At 73.3% G+C, this 24,225-nt stretch carries 27 protein-coding genes and 1 riboswitch; of the genes, 16 read left to right on the plus strand and 11 right to left on the minus strand.

The genetic code is table 11. From position 1 onward, the window contains the following. Positions 1 to 72: 72 nt before the first annotated feature. The 6 genes from ABD999_RS33200 (at position 73) to ABD999_RS33225 (ending at position 3,125) form a co-directional block, all read left to right on the plus strand. Entirely contained in the window at positions 73 to 840 is a 768-nt protein-coding gene (locus ABD999_RS33200) for a putative protein N(5)-glutamine methyltransferase (protein ID WP_271279454.1), read from the plus strand. Between the two features lie 66 nt (positions 841 to 906). After that, entirely contained in the window at positions 907 to 1,467 is a 561-nt protein-coding gene (locus ABD999_RS33205) for a dihydrofolate reductase family protein (protein WP_148031597.1), read from the plus strand. Between the two features lie 28 nt (positions 1,468 to 1,495). Next, positions 1,496 to 1,645 (plus strand): hypothetical protein, encoded by a 150-nt coding sequence (locus tag ABD999_RS33210; RefSeq protein ID WP_187281160.1) that lies wholly within the window; start codon positions 1,496 to 1,498, stop codon positions 1,643 to 1,645. Positions 1,646 to 1,754: 109 nt separating this feature from the next. Then, positions 1,755 to 2,108, plus strand: a complete 354-nt coding sequence (locus ABD999_RS33215; protein WP_148031596.1) for an ArsR/SmtB family transcription factor — start codon at positions 1,755 to 1,757, stop codon at positions 2,106 to 2,108. 5 nt (positions 2,109 to 2,113) lie between these two features. Next, positions 2,114 to 2,725, plus strand: coding sequence for an SRPBCC domain-containing protein (locus ABD999_RS33220; RefSeq protein WP_148031595.1), 612 nt, complete (start codon positions 2,114 to 2,116; stop codon positions 2,723 to 2,725). A 4-nt stretch (positions 2,726 to 2,729) separates the two neighbouring features. Next, the gene (locus ABD999_RS33225; RefSeq protein ID WP_271279453.1) at positions 2,730 to 3,125 is read left to right on the plus strand and encodes a VOC family protein; all 396 of its coding nucleotides are present in this window, start codon (positions 2,730 to 2,732) and stop codon (positions 3,123 to 3,125) included. A 3-nt stretch (positions 3,126 to 3,128) separates the two neighbouring features. On the opposite strand, the gene ABD999_RS33230 is transcribed toward ABD999_RS33225, so the two are convergent. Together ABD999_RS33230 and ABD999_RS33235 are read right to left on the minus strand one after the other, a co-directional pair. Continuing rightward, on the minus strand, positions 3,129 to 4,307 hold the full coding sequence (locus tag ABD999_RS33230; RefSeq protein WP_345483054.1) for an SWIM zinc finger family protein: 1,179 nt from the start codon (positions 4,305 to 4,307) through the stop codon (positions 3,129 to 3,131). Beyond that, positions 4,304 to 7,027, minus strand: coding sequence for a DEAD/DEAH box helicase (locus ABD999_RS33235; protein ID WP_271277569.1), 2,724 nt, complete (start codon positions 7,025 to 7,027; stop codon positions 4,304 to 4,306). The genes ABD999_RS33230 and ABD999_RS33235 overlap by 4 nt, the downstream gene beginning before the upstream one ends. Positions 7,028 to 7,127: 100 nt before the next feature. On the opposite strand from ABD999_RS33235, the gene ABD999_RS33240 reads away from it, so the two are divergent. The 5 genes from ABD999_RS33240 to ABD999_RS33260 all read left to right on the plus strand — a co-directional run bounded on the left by ABD999_RS33240 (position 7,128) and on the right by ABD999_RS33260 (position 10,522). Next, positions 7,128 to 7,745, plus strand: coding sequence for a DedA family protein (locus ABD999_RS33240; RefSeq protein WP_222708935.1), 618 nt, complete (start codon positions 7,128 to 7,130; stop codon positions 7,743 to 7,745). Continuing rightward, positions 7,729 to 8,844: a sensor histidine kinase gene (locus ABD999_RS33245; protein ID WP_271277568.1), complete on the plus strand. Its 1,116-nt coding sequence runs from the start codon at positions 7,729 to 7,731 to the stop codon at positions 8,842 to 8,844. The genes ABD999_RS33240 and ABD999_RS33245 overlap by 17 nt, the downstream gene beginning before the upstream one ends. Then, a complete protein-coding gene (locus tag ABD999_RS33250) occupies positions 8,835 to 9,479 on the plus strand; it encodes a response regulator (RefSeq protein WP_148031591.1) in 645 nt (214 codons plus the stop codon). Before ABD999_RS33245 ends, ABD999_RS33250 begins: the two co-directional genes overlap by 10 nt. Before the next feature lie 102 nt (positions 9,480 to 9,581). Continuing rightward, a complete protein-coding gene (locus ABD999_RS33255) occupies positions 9,582 to 10,115 on the plus strand; it encodes a dihydrofolate reductase family protein (protein ID WP_219546373.1) in 534 nt (177 codons plus the stop codon). A gap of 2 nt (positions 10,116 to 10,117) precedes the next feature. Further along, complete coding sequence (locus ABD999_RS33260; RefSeq protein ID WP_271277567.1) at positions 10,118 to 10,522, plus strand: hypothetical protein; 405 nt, start codon at positions 10,118 to 10,120, stop codon at positions 10,520 to 10,522. An 8-nt stretch (positions 10,523 to 10,530) separates the two neighbouring features. Here the strand turns inward: ABD999_RS33260 and ABD999_RS33265 are convergent, their stop codons facing one another. Further along, positions 10,531 to 11,211: a MerR family transcriptional regulator gene (locus ABD999_RS33265; protein ID WP_271277566.1), complete on the minus strand. Its 681-nt coding sequence runs from the start codon at positions 11,209 to 11,211 to the stop codon at positions 10,531 to 10,533. 114 nt (positions 11,212 to 11,325) lie between these two features. Between ABD999_RS33265 and ABD999_RS33270 the strand changes: the two genes are divergently transcribed. Together ABD999_RS33270 and ABD999_RS33275 are read left to right on the plus strand one after the other, a co-directional pair. Continuing rightward, positions 11,326 to 13,617 carry an excinuclease ABC subunit UvrA gene (locus tag ABD999_RS33270; RefSeq protein ID WP_271277565.1) on the plus strand — a complete coding sequence of 764 codons (2,292 nt, stop codon included), beginning with the start codon at positions 11,326 to 11,328 and terminating at the stop codon, positions 13,615 to 13,617. A 77-nt stretch (positions 13,618 to 13,694) separates the two neighbouring features. Continuing rightward, a complete protein-coding gene (locus tag ABD999_RS33275) occupies positions 13,695 to 14,135 on the plus strand; it encodes a pyridoxamine 5'-phosphate oxidase family protein (RefSeq protein ID WP_219546377.1) in 441 nt (146 codons plus the stop codon). Between the two features lie 89 nt (positions 14,136 to 14,224). On the opposite strand, the gene ABD999_RS33280 is transcribed toward ABD999_RS33275, so the two are convergent. Then, positions 14,225 to 14,416 carry a hypothetical protein gene (locus tag ABD999_RS33280; protein WP_271277564.1) on the minus strand — a complete coding sequence of 64 codons (192 nt, stop codon included), beginning with the start codon at positions 14,414 to 14,416 and terminating at the stop codon, positions 14,225 to 14,227. A 113-nt stretch (positions 14,417 to 14,529) separates the two neighbouring features. Between ABD999_RS33280 and ABD999_RS33285 the strand changes: the two genes are divergently transcribed. After that, positions 14,530 to 14,949 (plus strand): SRPBCC family protein, encoded by a 420-nt coding sequence (locus ABD999_RS33285; protein ID WP_271277563.1) that lies wholly within the window; start codon positions 14,530 to 14,532, stop codon positions 14,947 to 14,949. A gap of 36 nt (positions 14,950 to 14,985) precedes the next feature. Here the strand turns inward: ABD999_RS33285 and rox are convergent, their stop codons facing one another. Beyond that, positions 14,986 to 16,452 carry a rifampin monooxygenase gene (gene rox / locus ABD999_RS33290; RefSeq protein ID WP_271277562.1) on the minus strand — a complete coding sequence of 489 codons (1,467 nt, stop codon included), beginning with the start codon at positions 16,450 to 16,452 and terminating at the stop codon, positions 14,986 to 14,988. A gap of 268 nt (positions 16,453 to 16,720) precedes the next feature. On the opposite strand from rox, the gene ABD999_RS33295 reads away from it, so the two are divergent. Continuing rightward, the gene (locus tag ABD999_RS33295) at positions 16,721 to 17,581 is read left to right on the plus strand and encodes a hypothetical protein (protein ID WP_271277561.1); all 861 of its coding nucleotides are present in this window, start codon (positions 16,721 to 16,723) and stop codon (positions 17,579 to 17,581) included. An 18-nt stretch (positions 17,582 to 17,599) separates the two neighbouring features. Here the strand turns inward: ABD999_RS33295 and ABD999_RS33300 are convergent, their stop codons facing one another. The 6 genes from ABD999_RS33300 to ABD999_RS33325 are packed head-to-tail and all read right to left on the minus strand — an operon-like array spanning position 17,600 to position 21,735. Continuing rightward, positions 17,600 to 18,511, minus strand: coding sequence for an alpha/beta fold hydrolase (locus ABD999_RS33300; protein ID WP_271277560.1), 912 nt, complete (start codon positions 18,509 to 18,511; stop codon positions 17,600 to 17,602). Then, complete coding sequence (locus ABD999_RS33305) at positions 18,495 to 19,007, minus strand: hypothetical protein (protein WP_345483057.1); 513 nt, start codon at positions 19,005 to 19,007, stop codon at positions 18,495 to 18,497. The genes ABD999_RS33300 and ABD999_RS33305 overlap by 17 nt, the downstream gene beginning before the upstream one ends. A gap of 22 nt (positions 19,008 to 19,029) precedes the next feature. Further along, on the minus strand, positions 19,030 to 20,379 hold the full coding sequence (locus tag ABD999_RS33310) for a serine hydrolase domain-containing protein (RefSeq protein WP_271277558.1): 1,350 nt from the start codon (positions 20,377 to 20,379) through the stop codon (positions 19,030 to 19,032). Between the two features lie 19 nt (positions 20,380 to 20,398). Further along, positions 20,399 to 20,872 carry a CE1 family esterase gene (locus ABD999_RS33315; protein ID WP_271277557.1) on the minus strand — a complete coding sequence of 158 codons (474 nt, stop codon included), beginning with the start codon at positions 20,870 to 20,872 and terminating at the stop codon, positions 20,399 to 20,401. Positions 20,873 to 20,902: 30 nt separating this feature from the next. Further along, positions 20,903 to 21,379, minus strand: a complete 477-nt coding sequence (locus ABD999_RS33320; RefSeq protein ID WP_271277556.1) for an alpha/beta hydrolase — start codon at positions 21,377 to 21,379, stop codon at positions 20,903 to 20,905. 41 nt (positions 21,380 to 21,420) lie between these two features. Then, positions 21,421 to 21,735, minus strand: coding sequence for a DMT family transporter (locus ABD999_RS33325; RefSeq protein WP_271277572.1), 315 nt, complete (start codon positions 21,733 to 21,735; stop codon positions 21,421 to 21,423). 32 nt (positions 21,736 to 21,767) lie between these two features. Next, a riboswitch (guanidine-III (ykkC-III) riboswitch) is annotated at positions 21,768 to 21,833 on the minus strand. 78 nt (positions 21,834 to 21,911) lie between these two features. On the opposite strand from ABD999_RS33325, the gene recD2 reads away from it, so the two are divergent. Further along, positions 21,912 to 24,146, plus strand: coding sequence for an SF1B family DNA helicase RecD2 (gene recD2, locus ABD999_RS33330; protein WP_378525202.1), 2,235 nt, complete (start codon positions 21,912 to 21,914; stop codon positions 24,144 to 24,146). Positions 24,147 to 24,225: the final 79 nt, after the last annotated feature.

The following is a 24,225-nucleotide window of genomic DNA, read 5'->3' on the forward strand; positions in this document are numbered from 1 at the left end:
GCTCTCACCTCACGACATCTGCCCGGTCTAGCCGGCAGGGGGAGAGCGCCCGTGACATACCGAAAGGCGCTCATGTCCCTTGCCGCCATCGTCACCCGGCTCCGCGCCGCGGGCTGCGTCTTCGCCGAGGACGAGGCACGCCTGCTGGCCGCCGCCGCCCCCGATCCCGCCGAGCTGGCCCGCCTGGTGGAGCGCCGCGCCGCCGGCGAGCCGCTGGAGCACGTCCTGGGCTGGGCCCGTTTCCGCGGCCTGCGTATCCAGGTCGATCCTGGCGTCTTCGTGCCGCGTCCGCGCACCGAGTTCCTGGCCGAGCAGGCGATCGCCGCCGCGCCCGGCCCGGCGGCGGTCGTGGTGGATCTGTGCTGCGGGTCCGGCGCGCTCGGCGCCGCCCTGGTGGCGGCGCTGGGCGAGGTCGAGTTGCACGCCTCCGACATCGACCCCGCCGCCGTCGCCTGCGCCCGCCGCAACCTGCCGGGCGCCCGGGTGTACGAGGGAGATCTGTTCGATCCGCTGCCCGCCGGGCTGCGCGGCCGGGTGGACCTGCTGCTGGCCAACGTCCCGTACGTGCCCACCGGGGAGATCCCGCTGCTGCCCGCGGAGGCCCGCCTGCACGAGGCCCGGGTGGCGCTGGACGGTGGCGGGGACGGGCTGGAGGTGCTGCGCCGGGTGGCCGCGTCCGCCGGGCGGTGGCTGGCCCCCGGCGGTCACCTGCTCTTCGAGACCGGCGGCCGGCAGGCGGCGCACGCGGTCGAGGCGATCGCCCGCCATGGCCTGACACCGCGCGTCGCCCACTCCGGCGACTGGGACGCCACCGTCCTCATCGCCACCCGGCAGGCCTGACCCCGATGAGTTTCCGGGCGGCCCGAGGTCTGCCCGGGGAAGTGACGGAAGGACGGGAGGCCCGCGATGGGCAAGCTGATCTACTCGATGATCACCTCGCTGGACGGCTACGTGAGCGACGAGAACGGCGACTACGGCTGGGGCGCGCCGGACGAGGAGTCGCATACGTTCGTCAACGAGCACATGCGGTCGATCGGCACCTACCTCTACGGCCGCCGGATGTACGAGACGATGGTCTTCTGGGAGACCGCGCACACGCTGCCGGACCAGCCGCCGTTCATCCTGGAGTGCGCGAAGGTGTGGCAGGCCGCCGACAAGGTGGTCTATTCGACGACGCTGGAGGAGGTGTCCAGCGGGCGGACCCGGATCGAGCGGGCTTTCGATCCGGAGCGGGTGCGTGAGCTGAAGGCGGCCTCCGACCGCGATCTCACCGTCGACGGGCCGAACCTGGCGGCGCAGGCGATCCGGGCGGGGCTGGTGGACGAGTTCCAGCTCTTCGTCGGGCCGGCGGTCGCCGGCGGCGGCGTCCCGTTCTTCCCCGCCGGGGTGCGCGCCGACCTGGAGCTGCTGGACGAGCGGCGTTTCGGCAACGGCGTGATCTTCCTGCGTTACGGGGTCGGGCGGTAGCCGCGGCCGTGTGGGGTAGGGGATGGCCATGGCATCGCTCATGGACCGGGTGCGCGCGTACATGCGCAGCCCGAAAGGCAGGCAGACGGTCGAATCGGCCAAGCGGATGGCCCGCGACCCCCGTAACCAACACAAGGCCAGGCACTTCCTGGACAAGTTCCGTTCCCGGCGGCACTGACGGCTCTTTCGTGACGGCGGCGCCCGGCGTGGCGCCGCCGTCGCCTTGCGCGGACATCCCAAGTATTTCACATTTGACTTATATAAGCGTTGCCTGAAACACTCTGTTCGTGCACGCGTTCGACATTCTCGGTGATCCGGTCCGGCGCCGGATCCTGGAGCTGCTCGCCGGCGGCGAGCTGAGCTCCGGTGAGGTCACCGCCGTCATCCAGCGTGAGCACGGCATCTCCCAGCCCGCGGTGTCGCAGCATCTGAAGGTGCTGCGCGACAACGGCTTCGCCACCGTGCGCGCCCAGGGCACCCGGCGTTTCTACGTCGTGAACCCGGCGCCTCTGCGCGAGGTCGACCAGTGGCTGGATCGCTTCCGCGGCTTCTGGGAGCAGCGCCTCGACGCGCTGTCCACGGAGATCGCCCGCGGCAAGCGGGAACGCCGTGCCCGCGACAGCCATCCGACAGAAAGCTGACTTCGATGGACATCATCGACGAGATCACCCGTACGCATCGCGAGGTGCGCGACACCGGCGAGGCCAAGGTCGTCGAGCTCACCCGCCACTACGACACCGGACTGGAGGATCTCTGGGACGCCTGCACCAGCGCCGAGCGCATCTCGCGCTGGTTCCTGCCGATCACCGGCGACCTGCGGCTCGGCGGCAGCTACCAGCTGAAGGGCAACGCCGGCGGCGAGGTCCTGTCCTGCGAGCCGCCGAACCGGTTCAGGGTGTCGTGGGTGATGGGTGAGGCCCCGGCGTCGTACGTGGAGGTGCGCCTGGCGGCCGACGGCGACCGCACCCGCTTCGAGCTGCGCCACGAGGCCGTGGTGCCGCCCGAGTTCTGGGAGCAGTTCGGTCCCGGCTCGGTCGGCGTCGGCTGGGACCTCGGCCTGCTCGGCCTGGCGCTGCACCTGACCGGCGGCGAGAAGGTGGACGAGGAGCACTTCCACGAGACCGATGAGGGGCGGGAGTTCATCGTCCGCAGCAGCGGGTCCTGGGGCGAGGCGTTCCGGGCCTCCGGCGCCTCGCCCGAGCTGGCCGCCGCGGTGACCGCCGCGACCACCGCCTTCTACGCACCCCCCGCGGAGTGACACGATGCCCAAGAAGATCACGCCGTTCCTCATGTTCGAGGGCAGGGCGCAGGAAGCGATCGACTTCTACCTGAAGGTGTTCGACGACGCGGAGGTGATCTCCGTGGTCCGCTACGGCCCTGGCGAGCCGGGGCCGGAGGGCAGCATCCAGCTCGCCCACCTGCGGGTCTGCGGGCAGGAGTTCCTCTGCAACGACAGCTATGTGTCGCACGCCTTCACGTTCACCCCGTCGCTGTCGCTGTTCGTGGAGTGCGAGTCGGAGGAGGAGATCGACCGGCTCTACCCGGTGCTGTCGGAGCAGGGCGGGGCGATGATGCCGCTCGGCCAGTACGGCTTCAGCGCCAAGTTCGCCTGGGTGGCCGACCAGTTCGGCGTCTCCTGGCAGCTTAACCTGCCCTGACGGTCAGCCGAGCAGCGCGGCCGGGTCGCGGGCGGGCGGGCCGGCGGGCCACCAGGTGTCGCCGCGCCGCTCGAAGGGGTACCACCGGCCGTCCCTGCCGTATCTGAGCTGGCGGTCGCCGATGGTCCAGCGGTTGCGGGCCGACTCCACCCCGGCGGGCGGCTCGCCCTCCCAGGCCGCGTCCAGCATGGCCCGCGCCCTGGCGAGGTCCTGCCGGGCGGGGGTCCACGCCGTCTCCAGCGCCTCCAGCCCGGCGGGTCCGCCGTGTCGCCAGGCCGCCACCTGGGCGTCGAGGCCGAGGTCGAGGCCGAACGCGGCGCTCATCCGTACCCGGTCCTGGTGTTCGGTCAGGGCCGGCAGGCGGCCGGAGACGAGCAGGTCGCGCGCCCGGGAGGCGGCGGAGGCGGCCAGCACCTCCAGCGCGGCCACGTCCACGCCGGGGGCGGGCTCCAGCCCGAGCGGCGCGTGGGGGGCGTCCAGCGGGGGCGGCTCGGGCAGCGGGGGCACCCCGCGCGCGAACGCCTCGCGCGCCGGCGTGCCCGCCAGCGTCCCGGCCCGCGCGCCCGCCGCGCCGCCAGCGCCCGCCGCGCCCTCAGCGCCCTCGGCGCTCTCGCTCCGCGCGCCCGTCGTGCCCGGGATGTCTCGTTGGTGGAGCGCCTCGATCAGCTCCTGCTCGCCCCGGCCGCGTAGCAGCAGCAGGACGAAGGGGTCGGCGTCGAGGAGCCAGGAGGCCTGGTAGCAGAGGGCGGCCGCGTGCCGGCACGCCCAGTCGGGGCATGAGCATTCCGGTTCCAGGTCGCCGACGGCGGGCAGCAGCGGCACGCCGGCGGCCTCGGCGGCCCGTACCAGGTCGTGCGGCATGTCGCGGTCGAGCAGGGCGGCGATGTGCCCGGCCTTGGCCGCCACCTGGTCCAGGAAGCGGTCCCATGCGGCGTCGGAGAGCTGCTCGACCCGCACGACCGTGTCGTGCTCGTGCTCGGCGACGGCGGCGAGCCGCCCGGGGCTGACGGTGATGGGCCCGAGCTGCCCGGTCTTGGCGTAGGCGCGGCCCCGCTGGAGGAGCCCCTGGTCGAGCGAGGTGTCGGCGAGGGCCTTGAGCCAGGCCTGGCCCCACCAGGTGGTGGCGAAGCGGGCGCCGGCGCGCTGGCGGGGGAAGGCGGGGAAGCCGCGGGCGGCGGTCATCTCAGCTCCACGAGGGTGGCGAGCTCGGCGTCGGTCAGTTCGGTCAGGGCCGCTTCGCCGGAGGCGAGCACGGCGTCGGCGAGTTGGCGTTTGGCGGCGAGCATCAGGGCGATCCGGTCCTCGATGGTGCCTTCGGTGATCAGCCGGTGGACCTGGACGGGCCTGGTCTGGCCGATGCGGTGGGCGCGGTCGGTGGCCTGGTCCTCGACGGCGGGGTTCCACCAGCGGTCGTAGTGGATGACGTGGTCGGCGCGGGTGAGGTTGAGCCCGGTGCCGGCGGCTTTGAGCGACAGCAGGAACACCGGCGTCTCGCCGTCCTGGAAGCGGCGGACCATCTCCTCGCGGCGGGCGACCGGGGTGCCGCCGTGCAGCAGCTGGTTGGGCACGCCGCGGGCGGCCAGGTGGTGGGCGATCAGCCTGGCCATGGTCACGTACTGGGTGAAGACCAGCACCGCGCCGTCCTCGGCGACGATGGTGTCGACCAGTTCGTCGAGCAGTTCGAGCTTGCCGGAGCGGCCGGTCAGCCGGGGCGCGGTCTCGTGCAGATACTGGGCGGGGTGGTTGCAGATCTGTTTGAGCCCGGTGAGCAGTTTGACGATCAGGCCGCGCCTGGCCATGCCGCCGGCGCCCTCGATCCGCGTCATCATCTCGCGTACGACGGCCTCGTACAGGCCGGCCTGCTCGGTGGTGAGGGCGACCGGCCGGTCGGTCTCGGTCTTGGGCGGCAGTTCGGGCGCGATGCCGGGGTCGGACTTGCGGCGGCGCAGCAGGAACGGCCGCACCAGCCGCGACAGCCGGTCGGCGGTCCCGGTGTCGCCGGACTCGATCGGCCCGGCCCAGCGGGCGCGGAACCGGGGCAGCGTGCCGAGCAGGCCGGGGGTGGTCCAGTCGAGGATGGCCCACAGCTCCGAGAGGTTGTTCTCGACGGGGGTGCCGGTGAGGGCGACGCGGGCGGCGGCGGGGATCTCGCGCAGCGCGCCGGCGGTGCCGGAGGCGGGGTTCTTGACGTGCTGGGCCTCGTCGGCGACGACCAGGTCCCACGGGTGGGCGGCCAGGCGGGTGGCGTCGCGCCGCATGGTGGCGTACGTGGTGAGCACGAATCCTTCGTCGGCCAGGGTGCGGGCGGAGCCGTGGTAGCGGCGTACCGGCACGCCGGGGGCGAACCTGGTGATCTCCCGCTCCCAGTTGCCCAGCAGCGACGCCGGGCACACGACGAGCGTGGGCCCGCCGCCGCGGTGCAGGTGCAGGGCGATGAGGGTGATGGTCTTGCCCAGGCCCATGTCGTCGGCCAGGCAGGCGCCGAGCCCGAGCGAGGTCATCCTGGCCAGCCAGCGCAGGCCCTGGAGCTGGTAGTCGCGCAGTGTGGCGGCCAGGCCGGGCGGCGGGGCGAGGTCCTCCGGTTCGGCCAGCCGGTCGCGCAGCTCGCTCAGCCACGCGCCGGGTTCGACCGGCACCTGTTCGCCGTCGGCCTCGACGGTGCCGGTGAGCGCGGCGGCGAGCGCGTCCACGGGGGTGAGCGGCTTGAGCTCGCGCAGGCGTGCCTTGCGCGCCAGGTCGGGGTCGATGAGCACCCACTGGTCGCGCAGCCGTACGACGGGCCGGTGCGTCTCGGCGAGGTGGTCCATCTCGGCGGCGGTGAGCCGCTCGCCGCCGAGGGCGAGCTGCCAGTCGAAGGCGACCAGGTGGTGGCCGCCGAGGAACGAGGGCAGGTCGGACGGGGCCGCGTCGCGCTCGCCGATCGCGGCGCGGGCGCTCAGTCCGCGTACGAGGGAGCGCGGCCAGTGGACCTCGGTCCCGGCGGCGGTGAGCCGTTCGGCGGCTCCGGCCAGCAGGTCGCCGACGTCCTCGTCGGTCAGCGGCAGTTCGTCGGGGACGGGGCTGTCGAGCAGCGCCGCCAGGCGGGGCCAGGCGCGGGCGGCCCGGCGCAGGGCGATGGTCGTCTCGATCCTGGCCCGGCCGCCGAACCCGGGGTCGCGGCCCTGCCACAGGTCGGCGGCGTCCACCACGAGCGACGGGCCGGCCAGGCTGTGCACCTGCACCACGGCGCGGTACTCGCCCGCGGCCACGTCGTCGGCCTCGATCCGCAGGGACACCCGCACGCCGGCGTCGAGGTCGGCGGAGACGTCCTCGGCCCAGCGGCGCAGCTTCGGCACCTTGACGGGGCGTACGGCGGCGAACGCGGTGGTGCCGGTCGCCTTGACGGCGCCGGGTGAGCGCGGCATGCCGTCGGCCACGGCGTCCAGGAACGCCCGCACCAGCGTCTCGGCGTCGGCCAGCACGGGTCCGGCGTCGCCGTGGTCCTCGCCGAGGGGGACGGCGCGGGCGGAGGCCGGCATGGCGTCGGCGAGTTCGCGGATGCGCTGGACGTCGGCGGCGTCGAAGGGTCCGGCGCGCCAGGCGTCGTGGCCGGCCGCGGTCACCGTGGGGCGGATGCGGCCGCGGGTGACCAGTTGGAGCGCCACCAGCGCCGCCGCGCCCCAGAAGCGGGCCGCGGGGTGGGCCGAGGCATCGGTGCGGGCTCTGGCCAGGGCGGCGACGGCCTCGGCCACGGGCGTCCTGGTGGCGGCCGCCTCGCGTACGCGGATGCCCTCGTCATAGGGTTCGGCGACGGTGACGGTGTCCGCGCCCGCCGGTCCGAGGAAGGCCATGTGGCCCGCTCTGGGAGGTTCGCCGGGCTCGAAGACGACCGCGTTCCGTACCGATTCCTGTCCGCCTGTCACAACCGTACAGTGTACGGTACGCGGGGGTGTGGTTTCCCACACCTGAACACGGAAGCCCGCCTCATCAACGGGACCACCCGATCTTCCGTACCCTTGGCGCATGGTCGATTGGGTTGTGCAGTTGATGGAGCTCCTGGGCGCCCCGGGAGCAGGCATGGCGGTGGCGGCGGAGAACCTGTTCCCGCCGATTCCGAGTGAGGTGATCCTGCCGCTTGCGGGCTTCACGGCCAGCCGGGGCAACATGGGCCTGGTCGACGCTCTCGTCTGGACCACGGTCGGTTCGATCGTCGGCGCGCTGGCGCTCTACTGGGTGGGCGCGCTGCTCGGTCGCGAGCGGGTGCTGGCGATCGCCGCGAAGATGCCGCTGGTAAAGGTCTCCGACATCGAGAAGACGGAGTCGTGGTTCCTCAAGCACGGCAAGGCGACGGTGTTCTTCGGCCGGTTCATTCCGATCTTCCGCAGTCTGATCTCGGTGCCCGCCGGGGTGGAGCGGATGCCGGTGCTGCAGTTCACGCTGCTGACGGCGGCGGGCAGCGGCATCTGGAACACCACCTTCGTGCTGGCCGGCTACTACCTGGGCAAGCAGTGGCGTCTGGTCGAGACGTACATGGGGGTGGCCTCCAAGGTGGTGCTCGGCCTGGTCCTGCTCGCGGTGGTGGTCTTCGTGGTGGTGCGGCTGAGCGAGCGGCGCAAGGGACGCCATGCACTTCGCCGCTGAGGGGGCGCGGGTGCTCGGCGCGGTCGTGCTGGGTGCGCTGACCGCGCCGGTGGAGGCGGTGTTCCTGCTGGTGACGCTGCCGTTCGCCGGCGGCACGGCCGGGGCCGCGCGGTGGCTGGCCCGGTGGGAGGCGCGCCGCCTGCGGCTGGATCCCGCCGTCCTGGACCGCGCGAGCCTGGATCCCTCGGCCGCGGGCGGGGACGGCTCGCGGGCGCGGTTGTTCCTGGCCGCGCGGGTGCCGCTGGGGCTGCTCGGCGCGCTGGTGCTCGTGCTGCTGGTGTTCGGCGCCTGGCAGGCGGGCCAGTTGGCCTGGGCGTGGGTCCTGGACGAGGCGTACGACGGGATGTCGCGGTCGGTGCCGCTGGGGCTCTACACCTTCACGCTGGGCGGCGTGCTGCTGTTCCTCGCGCTGACGGGACTGGCGGGGGTGCACGTGCTGGAGCGGCGGCTGGCCGTTCGGATGCTGGGCCCCGACCGTACCGAGGCGCTGGAGCGCCGGATCGTCCAGCTGTCGGAGAGCCGGGCCGGCATCGTGGCGGCGGTCGACTCCGAGCGGCGCCGGATCGAGCGTGACCTGCACGACGGGCTGCAGCAGCGGCTGGTGGCGCTGTCGATGCTGATCGGCCGGGCGCGGCGCGGTCATCCGGCTCTGATGGACCAGGCGCACGTCGAGGCGCAGCAGGCGCTGTCCGAGCTGCGGGAGGTGGCCTGGCGGGTGTATCCGAGCGGGCTGGACGCGCTCGGGCTGCAGGAGGCGCTGGCCGGGGTGGCCGAGCGGTCCGAGGTGCCGGTCACCGTGGCGTGTGACCTGCCGGGGCGGCCACCGCCCGCGGTGGAGACGGCGGCGTACTTCGTGGTGAGCGAGGCCGTCACGAACGCCAACAAGCACGCCGGGGCCGGTCGTGTCGAGGTCGCGGTCCGGATGGAGGCGGCGACGCTGGTGGTGTCGGTGCGTGACGACGGGGTGGGCGGCGCGGGCGCGTCCGGCGGCGGGCTGTCGGGGCTGCGGCGCCGGGTGGCGGCACTGGACGGCGGTTTCGCGGTGGACAGCCCGCCCGGCGGGCCGACGGTGATCAGGGCGGAGCTGCCGTGCGGGTGATCCTGGCGGAGGATTCGACGCTGCTGCGCGAGGGCCTGGTCCGGCTGCTGCTGGAGGAGGGGCACGAGGTGCCGGCGGCGGTGGGCGACGGCGAGGCGCTGGTGGCGGCGGTGGCCGCGCATCTGCCGGACGCGGTGGTGGTGGACGTGCGGATGCCGCCGACGCACACCGACGAGGGGCTGCGCGCGGCCCTGGAGATCAGGCGGCGCTGGCCGGGGGTGAAGGTGCTGGTGCTGTCGCAGTACGTGGAGAAGCGGTACGCGACCGAGCTGATGAGCTCGGACGTGTCGGGCGTCGGTTACCTGCTGAAGGACCGGGTGGCGCAGGTCGCCGACTTCCTGGACGCGCTGGAGCGGGTGGGCGCGGGCGGCGCGGCGTTCGATCCCGAGGTGGTGCGCCAGTTGCTGGCCCGCACCAGTCAGGTGGATCCGCTGGCCAGGCTGACGGCGCGGGAGCGCGAGGTGCTGGAGCTGATGGCGCAGGGGCTGACGAACGCCTCGATCGCGCAGGCGCTGCACGTGTCGCAGAGCGCGGTGGAGAAGCACGTGAACGCGCTGTTCGACAAGCTGGACCTGTCGCACGTCACCGGTTACAGCCGGCGGATGCTGGCGGTGCTCCGCTTCCTCGGTTCCTGATTTTTCTGGACGTATCACCCTCCTGGGGTGACCTGCGGCCCGCCTTGACAAATTTATTTGTCGGTGGGACGGTGGAGCCACACCCGAAACAAGGAGTCAACGATGCGGAAGATCGTCGCAGGGCTGTTCATCTCGCTCGACGGCGTCGTGGAGTCGCCGGAGAAGTGGCACTTCCCGTACTACGACGAGGACATGGGCCGGTCGGTCGACACGCTCATGCGGCGCTGCGAGGCCATGCTGCTGGGCCGCAACACCTACGAGACGTTCGCCTCCCACTGGCCTCACCAGGATCCGGGCGACCCGCTGGCCGCCATGATGAACGGCCGCGCCAAGTACGTGGTCTCCTCCACGCTCACCGACCCCGCCTGGCAGAACACCACGGTGATCGCCGCCGGAGACGTGGCCGCGCTCAAGGAGGGGCCGGGCGGCGACCTGGGCATGAGCGGCAGCCCCACCCTGGTGGTGTCGCTGCTGCGGGAGGGCCTGCTGGACGAGCTGCACCTGCTGGTGCACCCGGTGGTCGTCGGCAGCGGGCAGCGGCTGTTCGAGGAGGGCGCGGGGCACATCCCGCTCAAGCTCACCAAGTCCGAGACGTTCGGCACCGGCGTGCTGGACCTGACCTACGGGAGGGCCTGACCATGGCCGCCAAGACCGTCGCCGAGAAGCTGCTCGTCAAGCCGGGCGGCACCGTGTGGATCTCCGCGGGGGAGCACCGGCCGCTCGTCGGCCCCCTGCCGGAGGGCGCGGACTACGTCGAGGACCTGGGCGAGGCTGCGGTGGGGGTGTTCTTCGCCGCCGACGCGGCCTCGGCCCGCGGCCTGCTGGACGGGCAGCGCGACCGGCTGACCGGCCCGCCGGTGCTCTGGGTCGCCTACCCGAAGGGCGGCAAGTCCGACGTCAACCGCGACACGCTCTGGCCCATCGTGGGCGAGTTCGGGCTGCGCCCGAACGGCCAGGTGGCGGTGGACGAGACGTGGTCGGCGCTGCGTTTCCGCCAGCTGAAGGAGGGCGAGCCGCCTTTCACCGGCGGCGCGTCCCGATAGACCGCGTCTCAACCGCCGGAAAGATACTCGTGCAGGCGTGCGGCGGCCGCCAGCATGGCGGTGGCGCGCTCGGTCAGCTCCTGGCGGCGGCGGGCGATGGCAGCGCGCAGGGCGTCGCTGCTACCGGTGCGGCGCAGCCCGTCGAGGACGGGCCTGATCTGCGGGAACGGGTGGCGGGCCTGCCGCAGCATGAAGATCATCCGCGCGTCGCGGACGTCGGCAGGCCCGTAGAGGCGGTAGCCGGTGGCCGGGTCGCGGCGAGGCGCCAGCAGCCCCGCCGACTCCCACACGCGCAGGGCCGAGGTCCGCACCCCCAGCCGGGCGGCGACCTCGCCGATGCGCAGGCTGCCCCGGAAGGCGCCTTCCTCGTGGCCCGCCGTCTCCAGCGCCCGCCCTGCCGACTCCAGGGCCGCGCGCCGGCCGTGCAGCTCGGCGTGGCCGGCGTCGACGAGTTCGAGGGCGCGCGGCACGTCGCCGGCGTGCACGGCCCGCATGATCCGGCGGGCGGCGTCCCAGCCGTGGCCGGCGGCCAGCGCCCGGTAGGTGAGCAGCGCCTGCCGGTGGCGGGCGTCGAAGCGGCGGTAGCCGGCGGGCGTGCGCGGGGTGGGCGGCAGGACGCCGTCGTCGGCGTAGTTGCGGATCTGCTGGGTCGACAGGCCCGCGGCGCGCGCCAGATCGATGGGCCGCACGGGCGCCCGCCTTCCACAAACAGGGGTTACGTCGCACTTTAAGGTTATCGACGCCTCCTCCAGGCCACGGCCGTGAAACCTTCCACTTGCCACTTCAATGACAGACTTGATGGCATGACTATCGCCGACGATCTACGAAAGTCTGATTACCGCGCCGCCGACGGCCACGACCACATCCAGGTGCGCGGCGCCCGGGAGAACAACCTGGCCGGGATCTCCCTCGACATCCCGAAGCGGCGGCTCAGCGTGTTCACCGGGGTGTCCGGCTCCGGCAAGTCGTCGCTGGTCTTCGACACCATCGCCGCCGAGTCGCGGCGGCTGATCAACGAGACGTACACCGCGTTCATCCAGGGGTTCATGCCGCCGCTGAACCGGCCGGACGTGGACGCGCTGCACAACCTGAGCGCGGCGATCATCGTCGACCAGGAGCGGATGGGCGCCAACGCCCGCTCCACGGTCGGCACCGCGACCGACACGTACACGATGCTGCGGATCGTCTTCAGCCGGATCGGCACCCCGCACGTGGGCCCGGCCTACGCCTTCAGCTTCAACACCCCGCAGGGCATGTGTCCCGAGTGCGAGGGCCTGGGCCAGATCACCGACATCGACGTGGACGAGCTGGTGGACCGGGAGCTGTCGCTGAACGAGGGCGCGATCAAGGCGCCCGGGTTCCCGGTCGACTCGTGGTACTGGCAGGTGATGGCGAACTCGGGCTTCTACGACCCGGCGGTCAAGCTGAAGGACTTCACCCCCCAGCAGTGGGAGGACTTCCTGCACAAGCCGACCACCAAGGTGAAGGTCGGGTCGAGCAACCTCACCTACGAGGGGCTCGTGGTCCGGGTGCGCAAGCAGTACCTGGGCAAGGACCGCGAGTCGCTGAAGGGGCAGGCCCGCGCGTTCGCCGACCGGGCGGTCAAGCTGATGCGCTGCCAGGCCTGCGACGGCACCCGGATCAACGAGGCGGCCCGCTCGGCGCGGATCGGCGGGCGCAACATCGCCGAGTGCTCGGCCATGCAGATCAACGACCTGGCCGGCTTCCTGCGCGGCATCAGCGACCCCGCGGTGGGCCCGGTGCTGGACAACCTGCGGGCCACGCTCGACTCGCTGGTGGAGATCGGGCTGGGCTATCTGAGCCTGGACCGGGAGTCGGGCACGCTGTCCGGCGGCGAGGCGCAGCGGGTCAAGATGGTCCGCCACCTCAACTCCAGCCTGAGCGACGCCACCTACGTCTTCGACGAGCCGACCGCCGGGCTGCACCCGCACGACATCCAGCGGATGAACGAGCTGCTGATCAAACTGCGCGACAAGGGCAACACCGTGCTGGTGGTGGAGCACAAGCCGGAGATGATCGCCATCGCCGACTTCGTGGCCGACCTGGGGCCGGGCGCCGGCGCGCAGGGCGGCACGCTCTGCTACGCCGGCGACCTGGAAGGGCTGCGCGCCTCCGGCACCCTCACCGGCCGCTACCTGGACCACCGGGTGACGCTGCGGGAGAAGGTGCGCGAGCCGGCCGGGTGGCTGCCGATCCGCGGCGCGACCCTGCACAACCTGCGCGGCGTGGACGCCGACCTCCCGCTGGGGGTGCTGACCGTGGTCACCGGGGTGGCCGGGTCGGGCAAGAGCTCGCTCATCCACGGCTACGTCGCCGGCCGCGAGGGCGTGGTGGTGGCCGACCAGTCGCCGATCCGCGGGTCGCGGCGGAGCAATCCGGCCACGTACACGGGGCTGCTCGACCCGATCCGGGCGGCGTTCGCCAAGGCCAACGGGGTCAAGCCGGCGCTGTTCTCGGCCAATTCCGAAGGGGCCTGCCAGGCGTGCAAGGGCATCGGCCTGATCTACACCGACCTGGCGATGATGGCCGGGGTGGCGACGGTGTGCGAGGAGTGCGAGGGCAGGCGGTTCACGCCGCAGGTGCTGGCCTACCGGTTGCGCGGCAAGAACATCAGCGAGGTGCTGGAGATGCCGGTGGCCGAGGCGGCCGGGTTCTTCACCAGCGGCCCGGCCAAGGTCATCCTGGACCGGCTGGAGGCGGTCGGGCTGGGCTATCTGGGCCTGGGCCAGCCGCTGACGACGCTGTCGGGCGGTGAGCGGCAGCGCCTGAAGCTGGCGGTGCACATGGCCAGGAACGGCTCCACCTACGTGCTGGACGAGCCGACGACGGGCCTGCACCTGGCGGACGTCGACCATCTGCTGGGCCTGCTGGACCGGCTGGTGGACGACGGCAACACGGTGATCGTGATCGAGCACCACCAGGCGGTGATGGCGCACGCCGACTGGATCGTCGACCTGGGGCCGGGCGCCGGTCACGACGGCGGCCGGGTGGTCTTCGCGGGCACGCCCGCCGACCTGGTGGACTCGGGCGACACGCTGACGGCCCGCCACCTGCGCGCCTACGTGGGCCGGTAGCGCGTCACGTTCTCCCTCCGGGGCGTGTCATGGTGGTGACCGCATCAGTGCCACATGTGACAGCAAAGGACTCGAGAATGCCTCGTACGCCGGCGGAACGGTTGAAGGACACCCTGTCCCGGCTGGAGAAGGACGTGGACGCGTGGGTGGCCACGGCGGGGGAGGGGCCGTGCATGGTGCCGCTGTCGTTCCTGTGGGACGGTGAGACGCTGCTGATCTCCACGGCGGCGCGGACGCCGACGGCGCGCAACCTGGTGGCCGACGGCCGGGTGCGCGTCGGCGTGGGGCTGACGCGCGACGTGGTGCTCATCGAGGGGACGGCCGAGGCGGTCCGGCCGCAGGAGCTGCCGGAGGCGACGGGTGACGCGTTCGCCGCCAAGACCGGCTTCGACCCTCGCGCGCTCTCGTCCCCGTACCTGTATTTCCGGATCCGCCCGGTCTGGGTGCAGGCGTGGCGGGAGGAGGACGAGCTGGCGGGCCGCGACCTCATGCGTGACGGCGAGTGGCTGGACGCCTAGCAGGCGTCACCGCACGCGGAGCCGCGCCAGGTGGTAGTCGAGCGACGCGGTGACCTCTTCGGGGGTGTAGTGGCCGACCAGGGTGGCGTTCACGATGCCCTGTTCACGATGCCCTGGGCGAAGGCGTACAGGATGCTCGCCTCCTTGGCGGCGTCCGGCAGCCGTTCTGTGCCGCCGGGCTGGCGGCGCTGGGCGTGGCGCCGGCCGCGATCCCGTGGCGCCGCCTGACGCCCGCACGGCTGGCCGCCGCGCTCACCACCGCGGTCACCGACCCGGCCCATCGGCCCGGGCCCTGTCGGTCCGGGTCGCGGCGGAGGATGGCGTGGCGCCCGTCGTCGAGGCGGTGAACCGGCGCGGATGTTCGAGCCGGTGAGCGCGGGGCAGGACCTCTGAGGTGACCTGTCACGTGTACGCGGCCGCGCGGGTGTTCGTGCCGGCGCCGCCGGAGCGGGTGTTCGCGCTCGTGACGGACTGGCCGCGGCACCGGGAGTGGATGGTGCTGACGTCGGCGTGGGAGGCCGGCGACCGGGTGGAGGCGTTCACCGGGATCGGCCGGCTGGGTTTCCTGGACGTGATGACGATCACCCGGTGGGAGCCGCCCCACGTGGTGGAGATGCGGCATGTGGGGCGGCTGGTGCGCGGCGACGGGGTGATCCGGGTGCGGGCGTGCGCGGGCGGCAGCCGGGTGATCTGGGCCGAGCGGCTGCGGCCGCCGCTGGGGCCGGTGGGGTGGCTGCTGTGGCCGGTGGCCCGGCCGGTGGTGAACGCGCTGGCCCGGTTGTCGCTGCGCCGGCTGGCCCGGCTGCTCACCTGACGACCCCGGCCCTTACGGCTCACCACCGGCCGGTGTTCAGGTGGCGGGCTCGCCGAACCAGCGGGACAGGTGGTGGTCCAGGTCCTGCTGGTCGTCGCCGATCCAGGCGACGTGGCCGTCGGGGCGTAGCAGGACGCACGGGACGTCCACGCCCGCGGAGGCGTCCGCGAGGTGATCGACCCGGTCCGCCCAGCCGCCGGCCATCAGGCGTCCGGTGCGGTCCAGCAGCAGGCCGCGGCCGTGGTGCAGCAGAGCGTAGAGGCGGCCGTTCTTCACCTCGACGTCGGGCAGGCGGCGGCCGAGCAGGCCGGGCCCTTCGCCGAAGTCGTAGCGGACGCCGATCGCGGTGATCTTCTCGGTCAGATGGCGGTTCACCTCGTCGAAGTCCATCAGTTCGGTGAGCAGCCTGCGCACGGCCCGCGGGCCCGGTTCGGGGGACAGCAGTTCCATCTGGGCGCGGGTGTTGTCCAGCACGTCCGCGGCGACCGGGTGACGTTCGGCCTGGTAGGTGTCCAGCAGTGTCGCCGGGGCCCAGCCGCGGATCTGCGCGGCCAGTTTCCAGCCGAGGTTGAACGCGTCCTGGACGCCCAGGTTGAGGCCCTGCCCGCCGATGGGCGGATGGATGTGCGCGGCGTCGCCGGCCAGGAGCACCCGCCCGACGCGGTAGCGTTCGGCCAGCCGGGTGGCGTCCCCGAAGCGGGACATCCAGCGCGGGGAGTGCACGCCGAAGTCGGTTCCGGCGATGGCGCGCAACTGCTGCCGGAAATCCTCCAGGGTGGGAGGTTCCGCGCGGTCGCCGGCTCCCGCGGCCGGGACCACGACGCTGTAGACGGTTTCGCCGAAGGGCCGGAGCCAGAACGGCCGATGGGTCTGGCCGACCTCGGCCACCTTGGCGGCGATCTCCTCCCGCGGCACGCCCACTTCCATCTCGCCCATCAGCGTCTCGGTCCGCGAGGGCTCGCCGGGGAAGGCGACGCCGAGCAGTTTGCGCACCGTGCTGCGCGCGCCGTCACAGCCGACGAGGTAGCGCGAACGCAGCCGTTCCCCGCCGGCCAGCTCGACGGTCACGCCCTCGTCGTCCTGCTCGAATCCGGCCAGCGCGCGACCGCGCCGGACCTGCGCGCCCCGTTCGGCCGCGTGCTCCTCGAGCAGACGCTCGATGACCGGCTGCGGGATGCCCAGCAGATAGGCGTAGGCGGAATCCAGGCCCTGGGGCGGGGGTTTGGGGATGGCGGCGAAGAAGCCGCCGGCCGGACGCTGCCGCCCGTGCGGGAGGACGCGGTCCAGCAGTCCGCGCATCGCCATCAGTTCGAGACTGCGCATGTGCAGACCGACGACGCGGACGAACGACGCGGGCTCGGTCCTCTTGTCCAGGACGAGTACCCGTACGTCGTGCAGCCGCAGCTCGGCGGCCAGCATCGCGCCGGTCGGCCCGCACCCGGCGATGATCACATCGTGGGTGAGGGGCGCGCGCCCGGCGCCGGTGACCTGCTGAGAGTGCATAGGTGTCGCCTTTCGGGAGTGCCTTGTCAGCGAGGCGCTCCCGGCGGCCCCTACCTCGGTCGCCCGGCCGTGACGGGAAGGGGGAGCACCCACATCGCTACAGCGTTCATGGGTCTCACCTCCTCGGGCGGCGTCACGGTCAGCCGCAAACTACAAGCCCGGGCACCCTCCCGTCCAACCTTTTCCCCGATGGGCCGGAACTGTCGGCCGCGGTTCCTAGGATCACTGTCCGCGGGCGAATCCCCGCGGGAAGCGGAGAGACATGGCCATGACGCTGCGATCGTTCAGGGACACCGTGGACACCTATCACGGCGGTTTCCAGCTCGACGACCTGTACGGCGTCGTGGAAGGCCCGTCGCTGTCCGACGGCATCCTGGACACCGCGGGCGGCTGGATGCGCGTCGAGAGCGGCGTCCGCCACGGCAGAGCGGACGTCCGCCTGGAAATCTGGGACTCCGACCCGCCGCCCGCCCCCGCCCCGTGGACGGCGGCGGGGGAGAGCGCCTACCTGAGCGCCGGCGGCATCGTGACCATGGGCGACGACGAGGGCGAGCGTTCCTTCGGCGCGCTCGTGCTGGGCCCGCCCTGCTTCCTGTACGGTGTGCGCGCTCATCGCGTGCCCCCGGCCAGGGGCAGCGACGGCGACTTCTGGGAGGACCCCCGGCAGGCACACGTGCTGTTACGGTTCTGGCCGCTGCGCGACGTCTTCGACCCGGCACTGCACGCGCGCCCCGCCGGGCTGCGCGAGGACGCGGCGGCGCTGCCCTCCGGTTACGTCCCGTCGATGGACTGGCCCGTCCTGCGCGAGCGTACGGCCCCGCCGCCCCGGGACGGATCCGGGCCCGATGTGACCGGCGACCCCTACCCGTGGCGCACCCTCGCCCGGCACCGGTGCCGCACCCGGATCCGCCACGACCTCGACCCCGCGGGCGCGCCGGTCTCCACCGTCCGCAGGCAGGATCTGGCCGCCTCCGGGCCGCCGGACCCCGGGACGTCCCACCGTGTCACCGTTGCGGGCCGGGCGATCGTCACCGTCCTGGCCGCGGACGGCGATCTGCTCACCGTCCGCGACGCGACCCGCGCCGAGTCAGCCCGCGTCGTGGCCGCGGAGCGGGCCTGGCCGGCATGAGGGGCGACGACCGGAGGGTCAGGCGGCCCTGCTGTGGCGGTGGACGAAGCCGGTGATGAGGGCGGCGACCTCGGCGGGCCGTTCGGCGACCATGCCGTGCCCGGCGTCGATCTCGCGGACCTCGATGGTGGGCCGTTCGGCGGCCAGGGCGGCGAGGTCGCGGCGCAGCCCGGCCCGGTAGGCGTCCATGAGCGGGACCAGGGGCGGCGGGACGGGCGGGTTGCGGGTGGCGTTGACGATGAGGAACGGGCCGGTGAGGCGGCGGAAGACGGGCAGCGCGTCGGCGAACTCGGGCAGTTCGCGCAGCGCGGAGGTGACGCCGGGGTCGGGCCGCAGCAGGAAGCCGCCGTCGTGGGGGCGCAGGTTGCGCCGCACCGACTCCTCCCAGTCGTCGGGGTCGGCGTTCTGGGCGGCGGCGAAGGCGCGCTGCCCGTCGAGGAAGGCCTCGGCCTGCTCGGCGGTCATCGGCGCGGCCGCCGCCTCGGCCTGCCGGCTGAACATCTCGTGCAGCGTGGCCAGGCCGGCCGTCACCTGCCCGGCGTCCAGGCCGGCGTAGTTGGCGGGGTGGGTCTCGGCGGCGCGGTGGCCGTCGAGGCTGACGGCGGCGGGGCAGGCGGGGTGGCGGGCGGCCCACAGGCCGGCGAGCATGCCGCCCAGGCTGTGGCCCGCCACGGCGGGCTCGCCGAGGCCGAGCGCGGCCACGACGTGTTCCAGGTCGTCCAGGACGGCCTTCCACGTCCACGGGCCGTCGCCGGAGCGGCCGTGGCCGCGCAGGTCGACCGCCACCGCGCGCACCCCGCTCAGATGGGTGGCCACCTGCCGCCAGTTGAGCAGGTTGCCGCCGGCTCCGTGGAGCAGCAGCAGCGGCGGGCCGTCGCCGCCGTGGTCGTGGACGGCGATCGGGATGTCGCCGTCAAGGATGGTCTCCATGCGCCCCTCCGGGGTCGAGTCGTTCGCGGACCGAGCGCGTGGCGACACCCCCGTCCGGGTGCTGCTGGAGCTTCCCGCGCCGCACCAGGTCGTGGACGCCCTGGCGGGTGATGCCGAGCATCGCCCCGGCGACCGCGTACGGGACGCGGTCGGCGGAGGGATGGCCGACGCGCCGGGCGATCGCCCGGCCCAGAGGGGTGCGCCACCACTCGAGCGGCGGGTCGAAGGCGGCGTCGCCGGGGTAGAGGACCGCGATCAGCCGCGCGCCGGTGTGGACGGCGCGCGGCCGGTCGGGCCCGAGCAGGTCGGCCGCCCAGGTGGCGGCGTCGTGCCGCGCCTTCGCGCGCAGCTCTTCCAGGGCCCCCGACGCGCCGTCGCCGAGCAGGATCTCCAGCGGGTCGAGCAGTCTGCTGCCGACCAGCCGGAGGATGTCCTGTTCGAGCGCGCCTTGCTCGTCGTGGGTCACGCCGCCTCCCGCCACTACTTGACGTACCATAGCAAGTACTTTACGCCTGACGTCAAGTAGTGGGGGTGTGCCAGTCCCCGACACCACCCGGCACCGGCGCCCCCGGATCGTACGGCTCACGCGTGAACACGAACGTGTTCAGATCCAGATGATCCGGCCCCACCCGCAACGTCTCGCCCGCGTAGTAACCGTCCAGCCCCAGCCACGTGCCGTCGTCCTGCGGCACGAACCGCGACGCCCGCCCGCCACCGGACACCGGCCCCAGCGCCAGCCCCCGATCGGGCAGCAGCCGCAGCGTGTACGGCGCCGGACCCCAGTGCCACAACCCGGTCAGCGCCAGCAGATCCGGGTCGGCGGCACCCGGCACCCACTCCCGCGGCATCCGCGGCTCATGCTCCTCCAGGATGTCGAGCAGATCGAACAGCAACGTCCGCCCCACCCCCGACGTGGCGTTGGCCAGGAACAGCACCCCCGTCGCGGCGGCCGGATCGGCCCACACCGTCGCCAGGAACCCCGGCATCGACCCGGTGTGCCCGGCCAACCGGCGCCCGGCATGCCGCGTCAGCTGCAGCCCCAGCCCGTAACCGCCGGTCCAGGCGTCACCGTCGTCGACCGCCGCCGGCTCCCGCATCTCCGCCAGCGTGCCCTCCGCCAGCACCCCGCCGGTGTCACCGGCCACGAACGCCGCCCACCGCGCCAGATCACCGGCCGTCGACCACAGCTGCCCCGCCGGCCCCATCGCCCCATGATCATGCTCCGGCTCGGCCAGCAGCACGTCGGCGTACGGATGGACGGCGTAACCGACGGCGTGCGGCGGCCGCGGCCGCGGCGTCGTGTCACCCATGCCGAGCGGCTCCAGCACCTCCTCCCGCACCGCCTCCAGCCACGGCACCCCCCGCAACCGGGCGACCAGCTCGCCGAGCAGCCCGTAACCGAGATTGGAGTAGTGGTAGCGCCGCCCCGGCCGATGCTTGACATGCGCCGGCCCGAGCCTGCCCAGCAGCTCACCCGCCTCCACGCCCGGCGTGCGCTCCCACCAGTCGGTCGGCGGCTCGGCCGTCAGCCCGCCCGTGTGCGACAGCAGCTGCGCGACCGTGGCCTCCCCGGCCCGCACCCCCGGCAGATGCTTGCCGACCGGATCGGCCAGATCGAGCAGGCCCTCGTCACGCATCCGCATGACGACGACCGCCACCATGCTCTTGGTGATCGACCCCAGCCGGTACTGCGTGCCCGGCGTCGGCTCGCCTCCCGGCGGACCGGCCGTCCGGCCGCGACCGCCCTGCCAGGCCACCTGCCCCTCACGCACCACCGCCGCCATGATCGAGGGGATCCGCGACTCGCTCTGTTCGACGGCCAGGCGGCGCATCAGCGCGCGGGCCGTCACCTGTCCCACCTGAGTCATGAACAGCAAGCCTAGGGGGTCAGCGCGGCTCGGCGGCGTCGAAGGCGTCCAGGATCAGCGCGCTGGCGTCCAGCCCCCGCGCCGTGGCGCCCAGCCGCGGCACCTCGATGGGCCCCGGCCAGGTGTGACCGCCGCCGCCGACCGTGTACAACCGGACGTCCGCCCCCGCCGCGCACCCGTCCCACGCACGCAGCTCGACCGACCGTACGGGAGAGCTCACCCGCGGCTCCGGGCAGCCGAGCGCCGCCGCCCACCCCTCGGCGCTCCGGCGCACCGGCGGCAGCTTCACCATGTCGGCCAGCTTGCGCAGGTCACCGGTGGCGTCCCGCAGCGGATGCCCGCCCCCGTACGGGACGGTCCGGTCGGCGGTGCCGTGGAAGGACACCAGCGTCACCGGCGGCGGCTCCGGGCACGGCCGCACCAGGCTCAGCCCGGCCACCGCCGCCACCCCGGCCAGCCGCCCATCCATCGAGCACGCCAGCGCCGCCGCCATCCCGCCCCCGTACGACAGCCCGGCCGCGAACTAGCGCCGCCGGTCCACGCACAACTCCTGCTCCAGCCGGTCCAGCAGCGCCCCCAGGAACCCGGTGTCGTCGGGCCCGAACCCGTTCGGCAGCGTCCAGGCGAGCCTGCCCTTGGCCACCTGCGGGGTGGCCACGACGTAGCCGCGCTCGGCGCCCACCCGCGGCAGCCGGCTGTAGGCGGCCTGCTCACGCGCGTTGGAACCCAGCCCGTGCAGGTTCAGCAGCACCGGGTGCGGGCCGTCCCCCTCGGGCAGCGCCAGCAGGAACACCCGCTCCAGCCCGCCGAACTCGATCGTGTGCCGCCCCTCCGCGAGCCGCGGCCCGCCCGCGCAACCGTCCGGCGGGGGAGCGACGGTGGGGACGGCGGTGGGCACGGCCGACGGCCGCTCCGGCGACTGGCCGGAACAGCCGGCGGCCGTCACCACCACCAGCATCGCCGTCAGCAGCGCCACGCCGACGCCCCGCCCTCCGCCCATGGCACCTCCCGCCCTCCCCAGGCAGTCCGCGGGAGATCCCGTCAGGACACCAGCCTCAGCCCCACCACACCCGCGACGATCAGCATCAGGCACACCAGCCGGGCGGCCGTGACCGCCTCACCGAGGAACACCATCCCGTACACCGCGGTGCAGACCGCGCCGATCCCCACCCACACCGCGTAACCCGTGCCAACCGGGATCGTCCGCAACGCGTACCCCAGCCCCGCCATGCTGACCGCCAGCGCCGCCACGAACAGCAGCGTGGGACGCAACCGCGACAACCCCTGCGACGAAGCCAGAGCCGCCGCCCACACCGCTTCCAGCACCCCGGACACGACCAGCACGATCCACGCCACGACACGCACCTCCGCAGGAGAACAGACCACGGTCCACGTCGTCTTGTCATGCCGGGTACGACGCGCTCGTCCGGGGCGTGACCCGCAGCGGGCAGCCACCCGCCACGCTACCAGCCACCCCCCGCCACGCCGGGGGAGGTGTCGCGGCGGTGAAGATCTGTCCTAGTCTCCTCCGTGTGGGCAGGCCTGAAGGAAGCCGGGACGGCGGCTCCAAAGACGTCGGCACCAACCTGAACGCCGTGCTCGAACGCATCACCTACGCCGACGAGGACAGCGGCTACACCATCGCGCGCGTCGCCACCGGCCGCTCCGCCACCGAACTGCTCACCGTCGTCGGCCCCCTGCTCGGCGCCCAGGTGGGGGAGTCGCTCCGGCTGACCGGCCGCTGGACCTCCCACCCCCGCTACGGCCGCCAGTTCGAGGTCTGGTCCTACACCACCGTCCTGCCCGCCACCGTCCAGGGCATCCGCCGCTACCTCGGCTCCGGCCTCATCAAAGGCATCGGCCCCAAAATGGCCGAACGGATCGTCGACCACTTCGGCACCGCCACCCTCGACGTCATCGAGAAGGAACCCGCCCGCCTGACCGAAGTGCCCGGCCTCGGCCCCAAACGCACCCGCATGATCGCCGACGCCTGGGAAGAACAGAAGATCATCAAAGAGGTGATGGTGTTCCTCCAGGGCGTCGGCGTGTCCACCTCCATCGCCGTGCGCATCTTCAAGCAGTACGGCGAACGCAGCGTCGAAGTCGTGCGCACCGAACCGTACCGGCTGGCCGACGACGTGTGGGGGATCGGCTTCAAGACTGCCGACACCATCGCCCAGGCCGTCGGCATCCCGCACGACAGCCCCGAACGCGTCAAGGCCGGACTGCGCTACACCCTGTCCCAGGCCGCCGACGACGGCCACTGCTACCTGCCCGCCCCCAACCTGACCGCCGACGCCGTCAAGATCCTCGACGTGCCCGCCCCGCTCACCGCCACCTGCCTGGAAGAGCTGGCCGCCGCCGAAGGCGTCGTCCGCGAGCAGGTGCCCGCCGGCGACAACGACGTCCCCGCCGTCTACCTGCCGCCCTTCCACCGGGCCGAGCAGTCGCTGGCCGGCTCCCTGCTCACCCTCCTGCACCACGGCCACGACCGGCTCAAGGCGTTCGCCGACGTCGACTGGGCCAAGGCCGAGACCTGGCTGCGCGAACGCACCGGCGCCGACCTCGCCGGCGAGCAGCGCCAGGCCGTCCGCCTGGCCCTCACCCACAAGGTCGCCGTGCTGACCGGCGGCCCCGGCTGCGGCAAGAGCTTCACCGTCCGCTCCATCGTCACCCTGGCCCGCGCCAAACGCGCCAAGGTCATCCTCGCCGCCCCCACCGGCCGCGCCGCCAAACGCCTGTCCGAGCTCACCGGCCACGAGGCCACCACCGTCCACCGGCTGCTGCAGCTGCGCCCCGGCGGCGACGCCGCCTACGACCGCGACAACCCCCTGGACGCCGACCTCGTCGTCGTCGACGAAGCCTCCATGCTGGACGTGCTGCTCGCCAACCGCCTCGTCAAGGCCGTCGCCCCCGGCGCCCACCTGCTGTTCGTCGGCGACGTCGACCAGCTGCCGTCCGTCGGCGCCGGCGAGGTCCTCAAAGACCTGCTCGCCGCCGCCGACATCCCCCGCGTACGGCTCACCCAGGTGTTCCGGCAGGCCGCCGAGTCCGGCGTCGTCGTCAACGCCCACCGCGTCAACTCCGGCCTGCAGCCCCAGCTCGCCGGCCTCGACGACTTCTTCCTCTTCCCCTGCGAGGAACCCGACGACATCGCCGCCCTGACCGTCGACGTGGCCGCCCGCCGCATCCCGCGCCGCTTCGGCCTCGACCCCCGCCGCGACATCCAGGTCCTGGCCCCGATGCACCGCGGCGCGGCCGGCGCCGGCGCACTCAACGCCGCCCTGCAGGAAGCCCTCACCCCCGCCCGCGACGGCGCCCCCGAACGCCGCCACGGCGGCCGCGTCTTCCGCGTCGGCGACAAGGTCACCCAGCTGCGCAACAACTACGACAAGGGCGCCGCCGGCGTGTTCAACGGCACCGTCGGCGTCGTCGCCGACATCAGCCCCGACGACCACGCTCTCACCGTCCTGACCGACGAGGACGAACGCGTCGACTACGCCTTCGACGAACTCGACGAGCTCGCCCACGCCTACGCCGTGTCCATCCACCGCTCCCAGGGCAGCGAATACCCCGCCGTGGTCATCCCGCTGGCCACCAGCGCCTGGATGATGCTGCAGCGCAACCTCCTCTACACCGCCATCACCCGCGCCAAGAAGCTCGTCGTCATCGTCGGCTCCCGCCGCGCCCTGGCCCAGGCCGTCCGCACCCGCGGCGCCGGCCGCCGCCACACCGGCCTCACCCACCGCCTCACCCGCCGCGACTGACCCCGTACGGCCCGGCCGCGAGTTTTTCCCTCCACCCGGCGGCGCGCTGACCAGCGACTCACCGCCAGAAGTGATCGAA

This window comes from Nonomuraea ferruginea (assembly GCF_039540635.1).
Taxonomy (GTDB): Bacteria; Actinomycetota; Actinomycetes; order Streptosporangiales; family Streptosporangiaceae; genus Nonomuraea; species Nonomuraea ferruginea.